The sequence below is a fragment of the Roseibium sp. JB4-4 genome (assembly GCF_055693425.1).
Genome location: NZ_CM146333.1, coordinates 608,963 through 625,676, shown reverse-complemented (window position 1 = coordinate 625,676; position 16,714 = coordinate 608,963). Strand labels below are relative to the sequence as shown.

Below are 16,714 nucleotides of genomic sequence, written 5' to 3'. Positions count from 1 at the left end.
TTTAATCAAGGGTGGGGTCAGGTATCCACCCGGCTGAGACAGCGTTGCGGGTTTCGAAGGGCGAAGGCGTTGCAAGTGCCATTATGCGGGCCTTTAGGTCTTTGGCCGATAATTCTGGATCTTTTCGAAGCAGTCTTGCGGCCAGAGCAGCAAGTCTTGGAACGGCATAGCTCGACCCGGATGAAACACCGGAAGCACCGCGAAAGTCTGTTACCGTCAGGTTCTCGGCGGGAAGCATTATATCGACAGTGTTGCGGCCCCAGTTTGAACCTGACGCCAACCTACCAAAGTTGTCAGCTGACGTGACGGTTATGATGTTCTCAAGCGGAAGTGCTGCTGGATAGACCGGCGCTTGATCGATGTTTCTCCCATTGTTTCCAGCCGATACGATGGCGAGAATGTTCTGGTCTTTCAACGCGTTGGCAAAGCCGTTCCAGTCGTCCGGATTGTTGCTCCCGAGGGGCATGGCCAGAATTCTGATTTGGTCATTTGCAGCTCTTTGCACGATATCAGCCATACGGTTCATATCCGGCCTTGGATACCGATAAGGCACGAGCGCTGCAAAAGGTGCTTCTTGCGCCAGGATCGAGGCAACGGCTGTTCCGTGGCGGATGGGCAAGAATGCACCCCTGGAGGTGTCCCCGTCGTAAGGCCAGGGGTCCAGGTCCCAAAAGTCGTAACCAATCGGAACACCGTTCAAATCGCGCGCAAGTCGGTCGCGAAACAGGGGCAGGTCATAGGCCAGTCCTGAATCGACAAGGGCAACCCGAACTCCGCCTGGATCAGACCCTGAAGGCCAGGGAGCCTGGAGCGTTTCACTCCATCTCAGTGTTTCCAGATCGCCGTCCAGCTGATCGAGAAAGATCCATGGGTTGGCGCCGTGACGAATTGCGCGTCCTGATTGAATGACGCAATTGCCGTCAGCAATTGCCAGTAGGCGCGGCTGTAACTTAGCACCATCTGCTTTGGAGTAGCTGGCGCGAAACTGTCGGGTCAGACCGTTTATCAGGCGAGACTCCAGTTTAAGCTCATCGCCTTCTGGTAAAGCCAAACGGATCGTTATTCGCACTGGGGAATGGCTGTTCGGCTGTCGTTTTTCCTCCAACAGCCAGCTTTGCGGTACAATTTCCTGAATTTCCAACCCGCTCAGCTGCGGTTTGCCGCAGACTTTCGCAACAGCTTGTCGAACCCAGTCGACGGGCCTGAGCTGTTCTCGTTCTGTAGTTTGTGCAGAGACGGACGAGCAAACACTCATATAAACGGCAACCAGGAACCCAACGCCTGTAGTGCCAACTCCATTCATGTGTTGCCCGTGTTTCACGCTGGACCTTTGGAAACTGAAAGCCTCGCTCCATAAATAGATCAGCTGGCTCTGCTATCAAAACCAGACTTCGTTGGTGCACTTCTAGAGGCCGGGAAGCCAAAGTGCGAGCTCGGGAAACGCGACGAGAAGAACCACGAGCAAAAGTGAGCAACCGATAAACGGGAAGGCGGATGTATAAATCGTGCGCATGGTCGTTCCAGGCGGCGCAACACCTTTCATGACAAACAGCAATAGCCCGAAGGGAGGTGTCGTAAAGCTGATCTCAAGCGCCAGCAACATGATCAGGCCAAACCAAATCGGATCAAAGCCAAGGTTCATGGCCAGAGGAAAGAAGATCGGGACAGTCAAAAGCATGATGGAAATCTGTTCCATGAACATGCCCAGTAGCAGCAACACAGCAAACATGACCATCAGCATGGCAATCGGTGCCAACTCAAAGGAAATTGCCCAATTCACCAGACCGCGCGATGCTCCGGAAAAAGCAAGAAGCTGGCTGAATGTCGCAGACCCGAAAACGATCAGGTAAGCCATCAGCGTGACCTTCAAGGCACCCGTAACGGACTTACGCATCGCGTCCCATGTCAGGCACCTGAAAACTGCGGCAAGGATGATCACGCCGAGAGCGCCGAAAGCAGCCGCTTCGGAAGGGGTCACGAACCCGTTGATCATCAATATGATGATGATGACCATAACGCCCACCATCGGGACGACTTCGCGCAGCAGCAGGGTGACCTTGCTCATGAAAGACAAGGGTTCAACGTCGTACGCGGGGGCTGCATTTGGATCCAGTCGCGTTTGAAGCCAGATCGTCCCGATATAGAAAACCGCCAGAATCAAACCGGGGATGACCCCGGCGATCAGCAATGCCCCGACATCAATTTGCGCCAGCGTGGCCAGCAGAACAGCGAGAGCGGAGGGCGGGATGATAATTGCAAGTCCGCCGGTGCCAAGGATCGGACCGATGCTCATGTGAGGCTTGTATCCGCGCCTGTTCATCTCCGGCACCATGAGTGAGCCGAGCAGGGCAGTGGAGCCCATCGACGATCCCGACAATGTCGAGAAAGCTGTCCCTCCCAGGACTGTGACATAGCTTAGCCGGCCGGACAGGCGGCCCAGCAACCTGTCGATCGCATTGAACATCCGCCCGCCAAGACCTGTATGAAAAAAGATCTCTCCCATCAGCAGAAACAAAGGAATTGGAACGAGGGCAAACTTCGTCAGCGAGCCGAGGCCATTGTTGAGCAGCTGTCCAATACCGCGTTCACCACCCATGAATACCCACGCGCCAATGATGTTCGCAGCAAGAAACGCCAACGCTACCGGCATACCCATGGCCATGAGAAATACGATTACCCCAATCAACAGGGCCAATGCTTCGTACCATTCCATTATTCGTGGATCCCCGCTTCGCCGGTGTGCATGAGATCAGAGCCTGTAACAAAGCGGGAAAATTCAATTGCCATAAGTCCGAAGCTTACTGGGAATGCGACTGTCAGCAGCCAGCGTGGATAGTAGTAGGCACGGGTGTCGTAGTCGCCGCGTTCAATGTTTTTCAAAAACAGTTCCAGCCCTTTCCAGGCAAGAATAACGCAAACAACCACACAGGCGAACGCGACCAGACGGCTGACGATACGACGGGCGTTCTCAGGCAAGATGGAAGTCACGAGTTCAATGTGAACATGCCCCTTTTCACGCACCAGCCAGGGTGCACCGAGCATGGTCATATAGAGCAGCCCATATTCGGAAGACGTGAAAAGCCAGGCGAATGGTTGAAGGCCAAGGTTGCGCATGAGAACCGAAATCACGACCGATACCATCAGCCAAACAAGCGTCGCTCCGGCGACAAATGCCATGGCATCGATCAGCAACCTGTAGGACCTGAAAAAACCGCTCATAAACAATACCTGGATGCCAGTTGATCAGGCCCGCCGGGAAGCGGGCCTGTGGTTCACTTATTTGGCTGAATTCAGATCGTAGAATAGTTCGATCAGCCGGTCATAGTTTCCGGTGCCTCCAGGCTGTTCAGCCATGAGACCCTTCATCCGCTCCCAGGTCTTTTCACGCGCGGCGGCGAGATAGTTGGCTTTGGCTTCTCCTTCCAGGGATATGGCTGTCATGCCCGCAGCGTCGAGCGCAGCAAAGTCTTCGTCGCGTTTGGCACGAAGGGCTTCAACGCTATCCTTTTCGTGCTGGATGGCGACGTCCTGAAGGATCTTCTTTGACTCGTCGGAAAGGGAGTTCCACTTCTCAAGATTGACGATGACGCCAAGGTCTGTGGAGAAGAAGCAAGGCTCGATGCGATAGTTCAAGAATTCATTCCATTTCAGATCGATGAGACCGATCTGGGTCCACCCGGTCGCATCGACAACGCCGCGTTGAAGGGCGGAATAGACTTCACCAGTTGGCAGATCGATAACCTGAGCGCCAAGGTAGTTGGTAAAGAACGCATTGTAGACGTTGTTGCCGCGAAGCTTCAGGCCTTCAACTTCAAGGTTGCCGTCCTTGTCAAAGGTTGGTTCGTCGCGTGTCCAAAGATTGTAGCAGACCCCGCTGTCGAACCAGCCCAGATACTTGAGTCCCATCTTTTCCTGGTGGATCTGATCGATAAGCTCAATACCGCCGTTTTCACGGGTCTCGACTGCAGTCAGGTTGGACGCGACCATGGCATCTTTTTCGGGAAGTGCGCCGCCATAAAACGAACCAGGCGTATAGACCATGTCGACAATGCCGTCGCGAACCGCGTCAGGCTGCTGGAACATACCGATGGCCTCTGGGCCCCCACGGACTTCAATTTGCACCACACCCTTTCCGGCTTCGTTCACTTTGTCGACGAAGGACAGGAAGCTTTTGGTGTAGATCAACGTTTCTGGAAATGCGTGTACTGCCGTGATTTTGTCTTCCGCCAGTGCTGAGGCAGAGAACAGAGCCGAGCCGGCGACAAGACCGGCAAGTATTAGTCTTTTCATAGTCTCACTCCACTTTAGGGGCGGCTTTATGCCTTATCCCTCTGGTTCTCGGGCAATGCCCTGATGCTTAAGATTTTGGTTGGATCAAGATCGTTGTCGATTTGCCGCGGGAAGGGCCCATGGCGCCGATTGCTCCAGATTTTTCTTGTGTTTTTTGATGTCTTCACCGTGCTGCATGGTCAGATCGATGTCATCCCAGCCATTGATCAGTTTTGTCCGCCATGTCGGGTCGAGTTCAAAAGCTATTGAGCAATCACCAATGCTGATGTGATTTTTCTCCAGACAAATCTGTGCGAGCATTGAAGTATCATCCAGTAAGCTGAGTAAGGTGATGTGGTCTTCTGGAGATATTTGCGCGGGAAGCATCCCGTTGTTGATTGCATTGCTGGAGAATATGTCACCAAAACTCGGGGCTAGTACCGCCCTGATGCCGGCATCAACCAAGGCGTAAACCGCAGCCTCCCGGGAGGATCCGCTGCCAAAATTGCGCCCGGTGACAAGTATGCTGGCGTTTCGAAAACGGTTCAGCGGGAAGTGCTTGTGTTCGTTCCCATCGGCATCCCGGCGAAGATCATGCAGCAGGAACTTTCCATAGCCCTCATCGCGAGGCGTTGACATGAACCTGGATGGGATCAACTGGTCCGTATCCACATTGTGAGCTGGCAAAGCAATCGCGTGGCCCTCATGTTGTGTCCACCCAAAGGTCATGCCAACCGCCCTTTCAAAAGTGGTCGAACGTCGGTGATTTCTCCTGTTACCGCTGCGGCGGCCACCATTGCAGGCGACATCAGGTGTGTCAGTGAACCTGGTCCCTGACGGCCTCGAAAATTGCGATTGGTGGACGAGGCACATCTTTTGCCAGGTTGGACAAGGTCTCCGTTCATACCGACACACATCGAACATCCAGGTGAAGCCCATTCAAGCCCGGCGTCGATGAAAACCTTGTCCAGGCCTTCCTGTTCCGCTTGTGTCTTGACCTGTGCTGATCCTGGAGAAACGAGCCCCGGGACCTTGGCTTTTCGACCTGCGAGGACAGCAGCGGCAATGCGCAGATCCTCAATTCGTCCATTGGTGCAGGAGCCAACAAATACCTGATCAATCGGCGTGCCTTCGATCGGGCGGCCTGCGGGCAGTTTCATGTATTCAAGCGCATCCTCGACCGACCTTGCCTTGCCGTTAAAAAGTAACTTCGGATCCGGTATTGCCGCGGTCACCGGAATAGCCTGCTCGGGGCTGGTGCCCCAGGTGACCGTTGGTGCTATGTCACTGCCGTTCAGCCGAACTTCTTGGTCAAAGCGGGCGTCGTCATCGGTGCGGAGCCCGGTCCAGGCTTCCACGGCAGCTTCCCATTGTGAACCTGTCGGGGCGAAAGGCCGTCCTTTCAAGTAGTCGAATGTTGTCCGGTCTGGTGCGATCAAACCAAGGCGCGCGCCCCCTTCAATGGAGAGGTTGCACAAGGTCATGCGGCCTTCCATCGTCAGATTTCGGATGGCGCTGCCGCCATATTCGATCGCGTGACCACGTGCTCCGTCGGCACCAAGAGCAGCAATCCAGTTCAGAGCTATGTCTTTTGCGCTGACGCCTGGACCGAGCTGACCATCAATCCATATGCGCATGACAGCCGGTTTCTTTTGCCAGATCGTTTGCGTTGCAAGCACGTGGGCGACTTCGGTGGCGCCGATCCCGAAGGCAAGTGCACCGAATGCTCCATGCGTGGACGTATGGCTATCTCCGCAATTGATCAGAAGGCCAGGCAGTGTCAGACCCTGTTCAGGCCCAACAACGTGCACGATGCCTTGACGCGGATCATCAAGGTCGAACAGTTTCAAATGGTGTTTGCTTGCGTTTTTCCGCAGAGTCTCAATCATGTCGCGGATCTGAGGGTTCGAAATCCGTTCGCGATGACGTGTAGGCGCATAGTGATCTACAACAGCAAATGTCAGATCCGGTTCGGCGACGGCAATCTCGCGATCCGCAAGCTTGCCAAAGGCATGATGAGATCCTTCGTGAACCAGGTGACGGTCGACCCACAGGAGCGAAGCACCGTCATCTCGCAGCACGATTTCATGCGCGGCCCAAAGCTTGTCGAGAAGCGTGCGCGCGGAAGTCATGGCTGCTCACCGGAAGGTTTGCCGATTGCCGGCTCCCAATGGCGCGCACTTTCCTCTCCGACACGCGTGAGAGGCATTTCAAGCCGAAACATATCAGGGCGATAAAGACCTGAAAGAAATTCAACTCCATTGTCATTTACATCGCGCACGACGCGTCGAAGCGAAAGCAAAGCAGACCCAACTGCTATGCCCAGCGCTTCGGCGACTTCAGGCCCGGCCAAAGTTGCGGAAACAGATTGGTGAGCATCCTTGATATGGACACCGCTTAGCTCAAGAAGTTTGAAGAGGGGCGTTGTTGCGAGATCGTTTTCAGAATAGTTGCTTGCAATTGCGGCCGGTACATAGGTCGTCAGGTGTGAGAAGGGTATTTCATCAGCGCTCCGCACACGAGTTGCAATTTGAACCTGTTCCTTCGGATCCAGTCTGAGAGCAGTGGCAACGAATTCTGGTGCGGCGCCATACGAAAAAGACAACAAACGCGCCGTTGTAGATTGTCCCATTTCGACGAGCTGGGGCATCAACGTCGCCAGGTTCATGGCCATCGGTTTTCCCGATTTGCCGGATGTGCTGACCGTCGTTCCGCTACCAGCGCGCCGGACGATCAGTCCGGCTGCGGCCAATGCATCAAGTGCTCTTCGAATTGTTACCCGTGAAACGGCATAAATCTGGGCTAGCTTTTGCTCAGGGGGCAGGTTTTCGCCATCTTCAAGGCGGCCGTCCGCGATTTGATCGCGCAGCGACAAATAGACCTGACGCGCTTTGGCTCCGTCTGGAAGCAGCGATTTTTCAGGTTTGTTCACGCCCTAAAGTCCTCCTTGCAACGCATTTAATGTGACAGCAGATTTTAAAAAGATCAAGCTTCTGTACGTTCGGAGAGAAAATTTCTGTATTAACAAGAGAAAAAAATCTGTATTATAGATAGTACAAATTAGTTGTGGAGGCAGTATGCCAATTGTCGAGCTGCATGTCCTGGAAGGTTACGGTCCTGACGAAAAGCGTCGGTTGCACGAGGCATTGACCGACGCTGTTCGGCTCGTTGTTCCAGCCGATCCCGATGCCATCACCGTTATGATCCACGAATTGACCCCTGCGAACTATTCACGTGGCGGCAAACATCGAAAGGGTGCGCCTGCACTTGGTGATGCGGGGGAGATTGTCAGAGCGTTCCTTCAAGCAATGGAAGCCCGTGAAATTGAAACCGCCAGGGCGTTTCTGGCAGAACAATTTGCCATGTATTTCCCTGGTGCTCAGCCGATGTTTGACCTTGAAGCGCTGATAGAGTGGGCAAAGCAACGCTACCGTTTTGTCAAAAAAACTTATCTGGGCTTCGATGTAATGCAGAGTTCCGGACCTGAAGTCCTGGTCTATTGCCGCGGGACGCTCTCTGGGGAATGGCTCGGCGGAACGTCGTTTGAAAGCATTCGTTTTATTGATCGGTTCGAGCTGGTGGAAGGCAAAATCTACCGCCAGGACGTTTGGAATGACATTGCTGAAGTGAAGGCAGGTTTATGAGTGAGATTGACCCCATCACCTTGTCGGTTCTGGCTGGGCGCATGGAACAGATTGCTGACGAAATGGACGCAACGCTGTTCAGAGCGGCTTTCAACCCGATTATTGCCGAGGCACATGATGCAAGTCATGGCCTCTACCATTCCGTCACTGGCGACACATTGGTTCAAGGAAAGTCGGGTTTGCCGATTTTTGTTGGTGTGATGTCCTTCGCAGTCAAGGCGGTCATCGAAAAAGCGGCCGATGAGGGGGACTTGCAGGACGGGGACATTTTCATCTTCAATGATGCGCATATCGGTGGAACACATCTTTCTGATATGCGTCTCGTCCGGCCGTATTTCCGGGACGGTGAGTTGTTTTGTTATCTAGCTTCGGTCGGCCACTGGCATGACGTCGGAGGTGCCGTGCCAGGCAACTACAACCCTGCGGCCACCGAGGTATTTCAAGAAGCCTTCGTGCTTCCTCCGGTTCGGCTTGCTCGTGCTGGTGTCGTCAACCAGGACATCATAGACATCCTTCTTCGCAATACCCGCCTACCTCAATCCGCAATGGGCGATTTGAACGGCCAGCTCAGTGCGCTTGATCTCGGCATCAAACGCATGGATGAACTGATGGGAGAATATGGTGCCGAGACAGTTGGTTCGGCGCTTGATGCCCTGGGTCATCGCGCAGAAGCGCTCATGCGGGCTGAATTGAAGGAGTTGCCAAACGGGTGCTGGGAAGCTGAAGACTATCTCGACAATGATGGCATTACGGATGAGCCGCTGGCTATTCGTGTTGCGCTTCAGATCAGCGACGACAGAATGACGCTCGATTTCACTGGTTCAGCGGACAAGTGCGCGGGACCGGTGAACATTGCGTTGCCAACCACTGTTGCGACTGCCTATGTCGCGATCAAGCATATTTTTCCAGAACTGCCGGCAAACGCAGGGGTGATGCGGCCCATCGACGTGATCGTTCCAGAAGGGTCGCTGCTTTCAGCCGAGTTCCCCAGCCCGACGGGTGGATATACCGAAACAATCCTGAGAATGATTGATGTCATTTTCTCGGCCTTTGCAAAGGCTGCGCCGGACCGTGTTGTCGCTAATGCCTATGGCACTATCAATGCCCTGTCGATCGCCGGAAAGAGAAGCAATGGACAGCCTTGGGTCATGTTCAGCTTTTACGGAGGGGGACACGGCGGGTCGCCGGAGGGTGATGGTCTCAATCATGGCAATGCACCAATTTCGACCGCGACCATCCCACCGATGGAAATCCTTGAAGCCGCTTACCCGGTGATGTTTCGAAAGTGGGCACTGCGACCGGACAGCTCCGGGGCTGGCAAACACAGAGGTGGTATGGGGGCTGTCTATGAGATCGAAGTCCTGGAAGAAAACGGCGCAGAGGCTTTTCTGTTTGGCGAAAGGGGACGTTTTGCGCCCAAAGGAATAGCCGATGGCCAAGACGGAGCATTGAACAGGTTTTCCTTCGAGCAGGATCACGGCTGGGACACACCGCCTTTGGCATCCAAGATGCGTGGCATCAAATTGCGCCAGGGCCAGGGCGTTCGCCTGGAAACCCCGGGCGGTGGGGGTTACGGAAATGCCTCGGAGCGCGCTGCGGAAAATGTCGCACGTGATGTTGCCCGTGGCCTTGTGAATGCAGAAGCAGCCGACCGTGTCTACGGAGTTGCCTGGCGGGAGATCTCCCTATGAGCGCACGCATGATAGGCGTCGATGTTGGCGGGACCTTTACAGACGTTTTCGTCTTGAACGAAACGGATGGCAGTGCATCTGTTGCCAAGGTGCCGACAACGCGTCCGGATCAGTCTGGTGGTTTTCTGGACGGTATCGCCCGTCAGGTTACAGACCTTGCCGGGATATCTGTCGTGGTTCACGGTACAACGGCAGGGACAAATGCCTTGCTCGAGCGTAAGGGCGCAACGACTGGGGTCATATGTACCGAAGGTCTCCGGGATGTTCTGGAAATGCGTCGCCGAGACCGACCCCGTACCTGGGGTTTGCGTGGAGATTTCGAACCTGTTGTGGATCGGCGCAACCGATTGGAAGTGCCGGAAAGGACGCTGGCCGACGGTTCAATTCGCACATCGGTTGATCTTGATGCGGTCAGAGCCGCTGCGAAGCAACTGAAGGAACAGGGGTGTGAAGCGGTTGCCATCCTGTTTGCCAATGCATATGCAAATCCGCAAAATGAAACCGCCGCAGTCAACGCCGTTCGCGAAATCTGGCCGAACCCGCACGTCTCGGCATCTTCGGAAATTCTACCCGAGATCCGCGAATTCGAGCGGTTTTCAACGACTGCCTTGAATGCCTATCTTCAGCCCGAAGTCTCCGGGTATCTGGATCGCCTGGAGAGTGCGCTCAAGTCAGGTGGTTTCGACGGCGAGTTCATGATTGTGCAATCCAATGGCGGGGTCATGGCGGTGGATACAGCTTGCCGTCTGCCGGTGCGCACCGCTCTGTCGGGTCCTGCTGCAGGAGTGATCGCGGCTGGCTACATTGCGTCTTCAGCCGGGTTTGACAATGTGATCACGGGAGATATGGGCGGAACCAGTTTCGATGTGTCCCTGATCTCACAAGGCCAATCAATGCTGTCACCGCAAACCGCCATTGATTTCGGGATGGTGGTCCGCACTCCGATGATCGAAATTACGACCATCGGCGCAGGTGGGGGGTCGATTGCCTGGGTCGATAAAGGAGGGTTGCTCAATATCGGGCCGGAAAGCGCAGGCTCTGACCCTGGACCGGTCGCCTATGGCTTGGGAAACACGCGGCCAACGGTAACGGATGCTAACGTCGTTCTTGGGCGGATCGACCCTCAAAATCCAATTGGCGGCAAGCTTGCCAGGCTTGATGTAGACGCGGCGGAAAAGGCCATCGACAAACATGTCGGAAAGCCGCTTGGCCTTGACACACTCGCGGCTGCCGAAGCCATTCTTCGCGTCGCCAATTCGCGCATGGCGGGCGCCATCCGGTTGGTGAGCATCGAACGGGGTTTTGATCCGAAACACTTCGCATTTATGCCATTTGGCGGTGGCGGGGCGTTGCATGCAGGAGCAATGCTCGCCGATGTCGGGATCGCCAAAGCCATTGTGCCCCGGTATCCGGGGGTGACGTCGGCCATGGGGTGCGTCATTGCGGATATGCGCCAGGACTTTGTTCAGACAATTAACTCCCTGGTTTCAGCGCTGGACGAGGATGCGCTCGGCCAGTTCATGCAGGCGCATTCCGACCGCGGACTGGCAATGCTTGAAGCGGCACGCACCAAATTCGAGGCCCGAGAATTCAACTTTGAGCTGGATATGGCTTATGTCGGCCAAACACACACGGTCTCTGTGCCGCTGGACGTTCAAGTCAAAAACGGTGTAATCACGCCGCCAACGCGGCTTGAAATTGAGTCAGCTTTCGATCGCGCTTATGCAGCCACCTTCGGAAGATTGTTGAAGAACGGTGTTCGCCGGATTCTCAACCTGCGCAGCGCAATCACAGGCAAGCGCCCCAAGTTCGACCTGAAAACGCTCGCTCCGCCAGCTGAAGGGGCCGTTTCTCCCAAAAGCAGCCGGCAAGTTCACTTTAACGACGCGTGGCATGACACGCAGATTTACGATCGACTTGCGCTTCCCGTTGGTGCCGTGGTCCATGGACCAGCCATTTTGGAGCAGCCCGACACAACAGTTTTGGTTGAGCCAAACCTTCAGGCCCGCGTCGATGCATTTGGAAACACCATTATCGAACCTACGGAGTCCCAATCGTGAATGAGCCGACAAACTGGGATCCGGTCAGAACGGCAATCCTGACGATTGATCTGCAGAACGACTTTCTTCATCCGGAAGGCGCTTATGGTCGTGCCGGTCAACGAGCGGACGCCATCGCCGCGCTTCCGGCGCGTATTGCCCCACTGGTCAAAGCATTGCGCGCGCGTGGAGGGCACTATATCTCGGCGCAGTTCACTCTTGTGCCTGATGCGCACGGCGAACCGCTCATCGCACCTCACTTGAAGAAACTGCGTCCTTTCCTCGGCAAAGCAGATTTTGCGCCGGGCAGTTTTGGCAACACCTTAGTAGACGAGCTCTTCCCAGCAGATTTCGTCGTGGAGAAGGTGGCTTACTCGGCATTTTATCAAACCAGGCTTGAGTACATCATGCGAGCTGTCGGTATCGATAACCTTATTGTCGGCGGTATTGTTACCAACGGAGGCGTTGCTTCCACTTTGCGAGATGCGCATTTGCGCAATATCGACACGGTTCTTCTGACCGATGGAAGTGCGGCATTCAAGGATGACGTACACCAGGCAACGCTCTTGTCGCTTGAAACTGTCACGAGTCAGATGAGCTGCAAAGATGCGTTGGCTTGGTTGGAGGCATTGTCATGAGCCTCAAAACCCGACTGCAGCAAAGCAATATCCTCGTCGCTCCCGGCGTCTATGACGGTCTCACGGCTTCCCTGGCGGCCGCCGCAGGCTTTGAAGCGCTTTATTTGAGCGGTGCTGCTGTTTCCTATACCCGTCTCGGTCGACCGGATATCGGTCTGACGGCAGTCACTGAAATGGCTGACACCATGGCGTTGATCGCCGACCGGACGGAATTGCCGGTGATCATCGATGCGGACACCGGTTTTGGGAATGCGTTGAATGCGCAACGCACCATGCGCCTTTATGAGCGTGCCGGGGCGTCCGCGCTGCAGGTAGAGGACCAGACATACCCGAAACGGTGTGGCCACTTGGCAGACAAATCCCTGATACCGGCGGATGAGATGGCGGGTAAGGTGAGGGCGATGGCGGATGCCCGCAGCTCTCAAGAGACGCTCATAATTGCGCGTACCGATGCAATTGCAGTTGAGGGTTTCCAGGCGGCGATCGATCGCGCTGAAGAGTACCTTGAGTCCGGCGCGGATGTGCTTTTCATCGAGGCTCCGCAATCACAGGAACAGCTGACGGAAATCGCACGGATCTTTGCTGATCGCGTTCCCTTGCTTGCCAACATGGTAGAAGGCGGAGCAACGCCGATCACCGGAGCTGACGATCTGGAAGCGAAAGGCTATTCGATCGTGATTTTTCCGGGGGGTATCGTACGCGCGATTGGCCGGACGGCAGTTGAGTACTATGAAAGTCTTCGACAAAACGGCAGCAACCGGCCCTTTGCGGACAGGATGTTCGATTTCAACGGGTTGAATGACGTGATCGGCACGGCTGACATGCTTGCAAAGGGTGTGGCCTATGACCGAAATGACAGTTGATGTCACCGCAGCGCCTGACGTCCTCGACCTTGCCTGCGAGACCTTGATTGTCGGTGCTGGTGCAGGTGGATTGATCGCTGCTCTCGCAGCACATGAAACCGGACAATCGGTTTTGGTTGTCGAAGCCGACGTTGTGCCCAGCGGTTCAACGGCGCTTTCCGCAGGTCTCGTTCCAGCCGCTGGTACCAAGGCACAAGCGTCCGAAGGGATAGACGATGATGCAGGGCTTTTTGCGTCCGACATTCAAACCAAGGCGAAACATCAGAATGAGCAGCAATTGGTTGAGCTGCTCACACAAAACGCAGGGCCCGCTATCGACTGGCTGAGTGAAAAATATCATTTACCGTTTTCAGTCATAACCAACTTTGATTATCCCGGACACAGCCGTCGCCGCATGCACGGGTTGCCGACACGATCCGGAGCAGAATTGATCGACGCTTTGAGGTCAACCTGCGAAGACAGCGAAATCGATATTATCTGCGAGCGCCGGGCAACGCGTCTTTTCTATGAAAACGGAAAGATTCAAGGCATTGCGATCACACGTCCCGATGGCGGGACAGAAACAATCGGCTGCGAAAAGCTGATCCTTGCGTGCAATGGTTTCGGCGGAAATCGGGACCTGGTTCAACGGTTTCTGCCAGATATTGAGAGCGGACTTTGGTTCGGCCATGACGGAAACCGTGGGGAAGCGCTCCTTTGGGGGCAGGCAATCGGCGCTGAGCTAAACCACCTGGGAGCTTATCAGGGACACGGCAATGTTGCCCACCCGCATGGCATTTTGATCACGTGGGCTGTGATTACCCAGGGCGGGATCCAGGTCAATCGCGGTGGTTCGCGGTTCTGGAATGAGGCGCAAGGCTACTCTGAAGCTGCTCGTGCGGTACTGGCGCAGCCGGAAGGAATTGCCTTCACGATATTTGACGGTCGTATTGCTTCAATTGCCAGGCAGTTTGAAGATTTCAAGCAAGCAGAGGGTGTTGGAGCGATCAAGGTAAGCGAAACGCTGGAAGGACTTGCACAAGATCTTGGTTTGCCCGTTGAGCCGTTTTTGCAAACGTTGGCGGCACTTCCTGCAAGTGGGAAGGACGAATTCGATCGTGAATTCGCATCACAAAAACTTTCCGCGCCATTTTGCGGAGTACGGGTCACAGGTGCCTTGTTTCATACACAGGGAGGCCTGCGAACGGATGACGACGCACGTGTATACCGGACCAATGGAACAGTGTTTCCCAACCTTTATGCCTGTGGTGGCGCGGCCTGTGGTGTTTCCGGCCAGTCTGACAGTGGCTACCTTTCTGGAAACGGATTGTTGAGCGCTGTTGTTCTCGGTCGGCTCGCGGGGCAATCAGTCAGACACCGACTTTGAATCGACTAGCACGGCTTCGGCTTCAATTTCGACCCTGTGATCTCCAATAAGACCGGCAACAACGACGAGCGTATTGGCAGGTTTGATATCGGAAAACACACGGCCGTGTGCTTTTGATATGTCGAGGACATCGTCCTCGTCGACGATGTAGATACGGGTGCGGACAACGTCTTTTGCAGACGCCCCCAATGCTGAAAGAGCAGCAAGGATCTTGTCGAGAATATAGGTCGCTTGAGCTGCCGCGTCGCCAGGTGCAACTGCACGAGACAAGCCTGCAACAGCCGTGGTGCCAGAAACCAGAATCCGATCTCCGACCTTGTGCGCGCGGCAATAGCCAGCAATTTCCTCCCAGTCCGATCCGGTTAGAACGCGGATTGCACCGGGCCGGTGGTCAACGGGAGCTGCATCATGTGCCAATGGCATTTCCGCCAAATGATGGCTCAGATCACCTGACGCCGTTAAGAAAGGCGGGCGTCGGTATTCATCGCCACAATCGCCGGGAACGTTCTGAGTGGTCCTGAATGCCTGATCGAGACGCTTTTGGTCTTCCACGTCCAGCGAGAAGGAAAACAGTTTGGCGTTGTCGGCAATGTGTTCACTTTCGCCAAGTCGGGCACCAACAATTACGCCTGCGACCGCGGGCTGCTCAAGTACCCAACGTGTGGCGACGTTTGCTAATGAAACTTGGTGTTTGCTTGCAACTTCTGCAGCGGCATCAAGAATACATTGGAAACCGGCCCAGCCCCCGGTGGCGTCGATGAACCGTTTGTATTTCATCTTCGACCAATCCGTCAGATCCCGAGGTTCTTCCTTCCCTAGCCAGCGATCTGACAGGAAACCACCGCACAAGGTGCCGTAAGCCAGGAGCTTTACGTCTGAAGAAGCACAAAGTTCCGAAAGCTGGCCCAGCGCACGGCGATCGACCATCGAGAAGGAAACCTGATTTGTCGCGAGCGGGATGCCGTCAGCCAGAGCAAGTCGCAAATGTGCTGCGTCGAAATTCGTAACGCCGAGGGACCTTATCAAGCCTTCTTCTTTTAACCTGGTCATTTCGTGAAGCGCATCGAGCCATGCGGGGTGTTCGAAACTCCACCAGTGAAACTGCAACAGATCCACACAATCCGTTCCAAGCCGATCAAGCCGTTCCTGAACGCCTGTGCGAACGATTTCCGCGGTCATCGGACCGGGTTCCGGACACCATTTTGTGCAAATCTGCGGTCTGCGAGCGTTCTGGTGGCGGGCGAGCAGGCGGCCCGATATAATTTCCGCACTGCCGTAATGATCGGCCATGTCGAAAGTCGAAAACCCAGCATTCAAATACGTATCGAGGTGGTCGGCAGCTTTTTCCGGATCCAGCAGCTCACCGTCCTTTTCGATATCGGCGACTTGCCACAGCCCGGTCACAAGACGGCTGATTTCCAGTTCATTCGAAATGGCATGGCGCAGCGGCGCAGCAGTCATTGAAATTCCTTTAGTTTTCCGGAAGCAGCAATTTGAAGCTTCGTTCAATATCCAGGGCGAGGGCCTTCTGTGCTGCCTTGCGGTCATTTTTGCGCAGGGCGGCAATGATCTCTTCGTGATGAATGTGTTCCGGTATCTCGTTGGCGGCCTTTTCCTTTACCACCAGGTTCAGGAAGGCTCCGTATTGCAGCCACAGTGCTTCGACCAGCGGCAGGATCACTCTTGACCCGGATTGTCGGTAGAGGCTGAAATGAAAGTCATAGTTTTGCTTTAGATCTGGCATGTCATCTGCTGATCTTGGAGCAACAAGAATGCGTTCAAGCGCGTCGATGGCGTCGTCGTTCAGGCGGTCCATTGCTTCTTCCAGCAAAAGAGCCTCTAGCGCCAAGCGTGCCGATTTGAGTTCGCGCATTCTGGCTGCGTCAAAGGGGGAACCTCCAGGGTCCGGCTTGGCGTATCAACGAGTGCGCCTTCGGCAACCAGGCGGCGGACAGCTTCACGAACCGGCGTCATGGAGGTGCCCAGTTGATCGGCAAGCGTTCTCAGACTCACCGTTTCCCCGGGTGCAAAAGCGCCACGCGTGAAGGCTTCGTGCAAGGCTTCATAAGCGCTTTCCCTCAGCTTCGATTGATCGATCCGCGCGATTTTGGGTTGGCTCATCCCTGTTCCTTCGACCCTTGACGAGTTTCTTACCTTGACAACTTTGATTTGAGATATGGTATAAAATATCACAGATCACACGC

16 protein-coding genes are annotated in these 16,714 nt (G+C 54.9%); 6 read left to right on the top strand and 10 right to left on the bottom strand.

The features are described from left to right. Position 1 precedes the first annotated feature (1 nt). The 7 genes from ACZ1HV_RS02875 to ACZ1HV_RS02845 form a co-directional block, all read right to left on the bottom strand. Positions 2-1,303, bottom strand: a complete 1,302-nt coding sequence (locus ACZ1HV_RS02875; protein ID WP_472717261.1) for a S8 family serine peptidase — start codon at positions 1,301-1,303, stop codon at positions 2-4. Between the two features lie 102 nt (positions 1,304-1,405). Beyond that, positions 1,406-2,713, bottom strand: coding sequence for a TRAP transporter large permease (locus tag ACZ1HV_RS02870; RefSeq protein ID WP_472717260.1), 1,308 nt, complete (start codon positions 2,711-2,713; stop codon positions 1,406-1,408). Continuing rightward, positions 2,713-3,219 carry a TRAP transporter small permease gene (locus ACZ1HV_RS02865; RefSeq protein ID WP_298816437.1) on the bottom strand — a complete coding sequence of 169 codons (507 nt, stop codon included), beginning with the start codon at positions 3,217-3,219 and terminating at the stop codon, positions 2,713-2,715. Before ACZ1HV_RS02865 ends, ACZ1HV_RS02870 begins: the two co-directional genes overlap by 1 nt. A gap of 57 nt (positions 3,220-3,276) precedes the next feature. Then, a complete protein-coding gene (gene dctP / locus ACZ1HV_RS02860) occupies positions 3,277-4,290 on the bottom strand; it encodes a TRAP transporter substrate-binding protein DctP (RefSeq protein WP_152501935.1) in 1,014 nt (337 codons plus the stop codon). A gap of 84 nt (positions 4,291-4,374) precedes the next feature. Then, the gene (leuD, locus tag ACZ1HV_RS02855) at positions 4,375-4,998 is read right to left on the bottom strand and encodes a 3-isopropylmalate dehydratase small subunit (protein WP_298981947.1); all 624 of its coding nucleotides are present in this window, start codon (positions 4,996-4,998) and stop codon (positions 4,375-4,377) included. Next, entirely contained in the window at positions 4,995-6,401 is a 1,407-nt protein-coding gene (leuC, locus tag ACZ1HV_RS02850) for a 3-isopropylmalate dehydratase large subunit (RefSeq protein WP_472717259.1), read from the bottom strand. Before leuC ends, leuD begins: the two co-directional genes overlap by 4 nt. Next, entirely contained in the window at positions 6,398-7,201 is an 804-nt protein-coding gene (locus tag ACZ1HV_RS02845; RefSeq protein ID WP_298816445.1) for a GntR family transcriptional regulator, read from the bottom strand. The genes leuC and ACZ1HV_RS02845 overlap by 4 nt, the downstream gene beginning before the upstream one ends. Positions 7,202-7,346: 145 nt before the next feature. On the opposite strand from ACZ1HV_RS02845, the gene ACZ1HV_RS02840 reads away from it, so the two are divergent. Genes ACZ1HV_RS02840 through ACZ1HV_RS02815 form a run of 6 tightly spaced genes read left to right on the top strand, consistent with a single transcriptional unit; the run spans position 7,347 to position 14,510 of the window. Further along, positions 7,347-7,913, top strand: a complete 567-nt coding sequence (locus ACZ1HV_RS02840; protein WP_472717258.1) for a tautomerase family protein — start codon at positions 7,347-7,349, stop codon at positions 7,911-7,913. Then, the gene (locus tag ACZ1HV_RS02835) at positions 7,910-9,604 is read left to right on the top strand and encodes a hydantoinase B/oxoprolinase family protein (protein WP_472717257.1); all 1,695 of its coding nucleotides are present in this window, start codon (positions 7,910-7,912) and stop codon (positions 9,602-9,604) included. Before ACZ1HV_RS02840 ends, ACZ1HV_RS02835 begins: the two co-directional genes overlap by 4 nt. After that, complete coding sequence (locus tag ACZ1HV_RS02830) at positions 9,601-11,664, top strand: hydantoinase/oxoprolinase family protein (RefSeq protein WP_472717256.1); 2,064 nt, start codon at positions 9,601-9,603, stop codon at positions 11,662-11,664. Before ACZ1HV_RS02835 ends, ACZ1HV_RS02830 begins: the two co-directional genes overlap by 4 nt. Then, complete coding sequence (locus tag ACZ1HV_RS02825) at positions 11,661-12,281, top strand: cysteine hydrolase family protein (RefSeq protein WP_298964065.1); 621 nt, start codon at positions 11,661-11,663, stop codon at positions 12,279-12,281. The genes ACZ1HV_RS02830 and ACZ1HV_RS02825 overlap by 4 nt, the downstream gene beginning before the upstream one ends. Continuing rightward, the gene (locus ACZ1HV_RS02820; protein WP_298981933.1) at positions 12,278-13,144 is read left to right on the top strand and encodes an isocitrate lyase/PEP mutase family protein; all 867 of its coding nucleotides are present in this window, start codon (positions 12,278-12,280) and stop codon (positions 13,142-13,144) included. Before ACZ1HV_RS02825 ends, ACZ1HV_RS02820 begins: the two co-directional genes overlap by 4 nt. Next, the gene (locus tag ACZ1HV_RS02815; RefSeq protein ID WP_472717255.1) at positions 13,125-14,510 is read left to right on the top strand and encodes an FAD-dependent oxidoreductase; all 1,386 of its coding nucleotides are present in this window, start codon (positions 13,125-13,127) and stop codon (positions 14,508-14,510) included. Before ACZ1HV_RS02820 ends, ACZ1HV_RS02815 begins: the two co-directional genes overlap by 20 nt. Here ACZ1HV_RS02815 and ACZ1HV_RS02810 read toward each other — a convergent pair. The 3 genes from ACZ1HV_RS02810 to ACZ1HV_RS02800 are packed head-to-tail and all read right to left on the bottom strand — an operon-like array spanning position 14,490 to position 16,631. After that, a complete protein-coding gene (locus tag ACZ1HV_RS02810; RefSeq protein ID WP_472717254.1) occupies positions 14,490-15,971 on the bottom strand; it encodes an aldo/keto reductase in 1,482 nt (493 codons plus the stop codon). The genes ACZ1HV_RS02815 and ACZ1HV_RS02810 overlap by 21 nt on opposite strands. Before the next feature lie 10 nt (positions 15,972-15,981). Further along, a complete protein-coding gene (locus ACZ1HV_RS02805; RefSeq protein ID WP_472717253.1) occupies positions 15,982-16,383 on the bottom strand; it encodes an FCD domain-containing protein in 402 nt (133 codons plus the stop codon). Next, the gene (locus tag ACZ1HV_RS02800) at positions 16,350-16,631 is read right to left on the bottom strand and encodes a GntR family transcriptional regulator (RefSeq protein WP_472717252.1); all 282 of its coding nucleotides are present in this window, start codon (positions 16,629-16,631) and stop codon (positions 16,350-16,352) included. The genes ACZ1HV_RS02805 and ACZ1HV_RS02800 overlap by 34 nt, the downstream gene beginning before the upstream one ends. Between the last annotated feature and the right edge of the window lie 83 nt (positions 16,632-16,714).

Coding starts and splice junctions, on each gene's coding strand:
- ACZ1HV_RS02875 (WP_472717261.1), bottom strand. CDS start 1,303: ATGAATGGAGTTGGCACTACAGGCGTTGGGTTCCTGGTTGCCGTTTAT.
- ACZ1HV_RS02810 (WP_472717254.1), bottom strand. CDS start 15,971: ATGACTGCTGCGCCGCTGCGCCATGCCATTTCGAATGAACTGGAAATC.
- ACZ1HV_RS02870 (WP_472717260.1), bottom strand. CDS start 2,713: ATGGAATGGTACGAAGCATTGGCCCTGTTGATTGGGGTAATCGTATTT.
- ACZ1HV_RS02830 (WP_472717256.1), top strand. CDS start 9,601: ATGAGCGCACGCATGATAGGCGTCGATGTTGGCGGGACCTTTACAGAC.
- ACZ1HV_RS02865 (WP_298816437.1), bottom strand. CDS start 3,219: ATGAGCGGTTTTTTCAGGTCCTACAGGTTGCTGATCGATGCCATGGCA.
- ACZ1HV_RS02805 (WP_472717253.1), bottom strand. CDS start 16,383: ATGCGCGAACTCAAATCGGCACGCTTGGCGCTAGAGGCTCTTTTGCTG.
- leuC (WP_472717259.1), bottom strand. CDS start 6,401: ATGACTTCCGCGCGCACGCTTCTCGACAAGCTTTGGGCCGCGCATGAA.
- ACZ1HV_RS02820 (WP_298981933.1), top strand. CDS start 12,278: ATGAGCCTCAAAACCCGACTGCAGCAAAGCAATATCCTCGTCGCTCCC.
- ACZ1HV_RS02840 (WP_472717258.1), top strand. CDS start 7,347: ATGCCAATTGTCGAGCTGCATGTCCTGGAAGGTTACGGTCCTGACGAA.
- leuD (WP_298981947.1), bottom strand. CDS start 4,998: ATGACCTTTGGGTGGACACAACATGAGGGCCACGCGATTGCTTTGCCA.
- ACZ1HV_RS02835 (WP_472717257.1), top strand. CDS start 7,910: ATGAGTGAGATTGACCCCATCACCTTGTCGGTTCTGGCTGGGCGCATG.
- ACZ1HV_RS02800 (WP_472717252.1), bottom strand. CDS start 16,631: ATGAGCCAACCCAAAATCGCGCGGATCGATCAATCGAAGCTGAGGGAA.
- ACZ1HV_RS02815 (WP_472717255.1), top strand. CDS start 13,125: ATGACCGAAATGACAGTTGATGTCACCGCAGCGCCTGACGTCCTCGAC.
- dctP (WP_152501935.1), bottom strand. CDS start 4,290: ATGAAAAGACTAATACTTGCCGGTCTTGTCGCCGGCTCGGCTCTGTTC.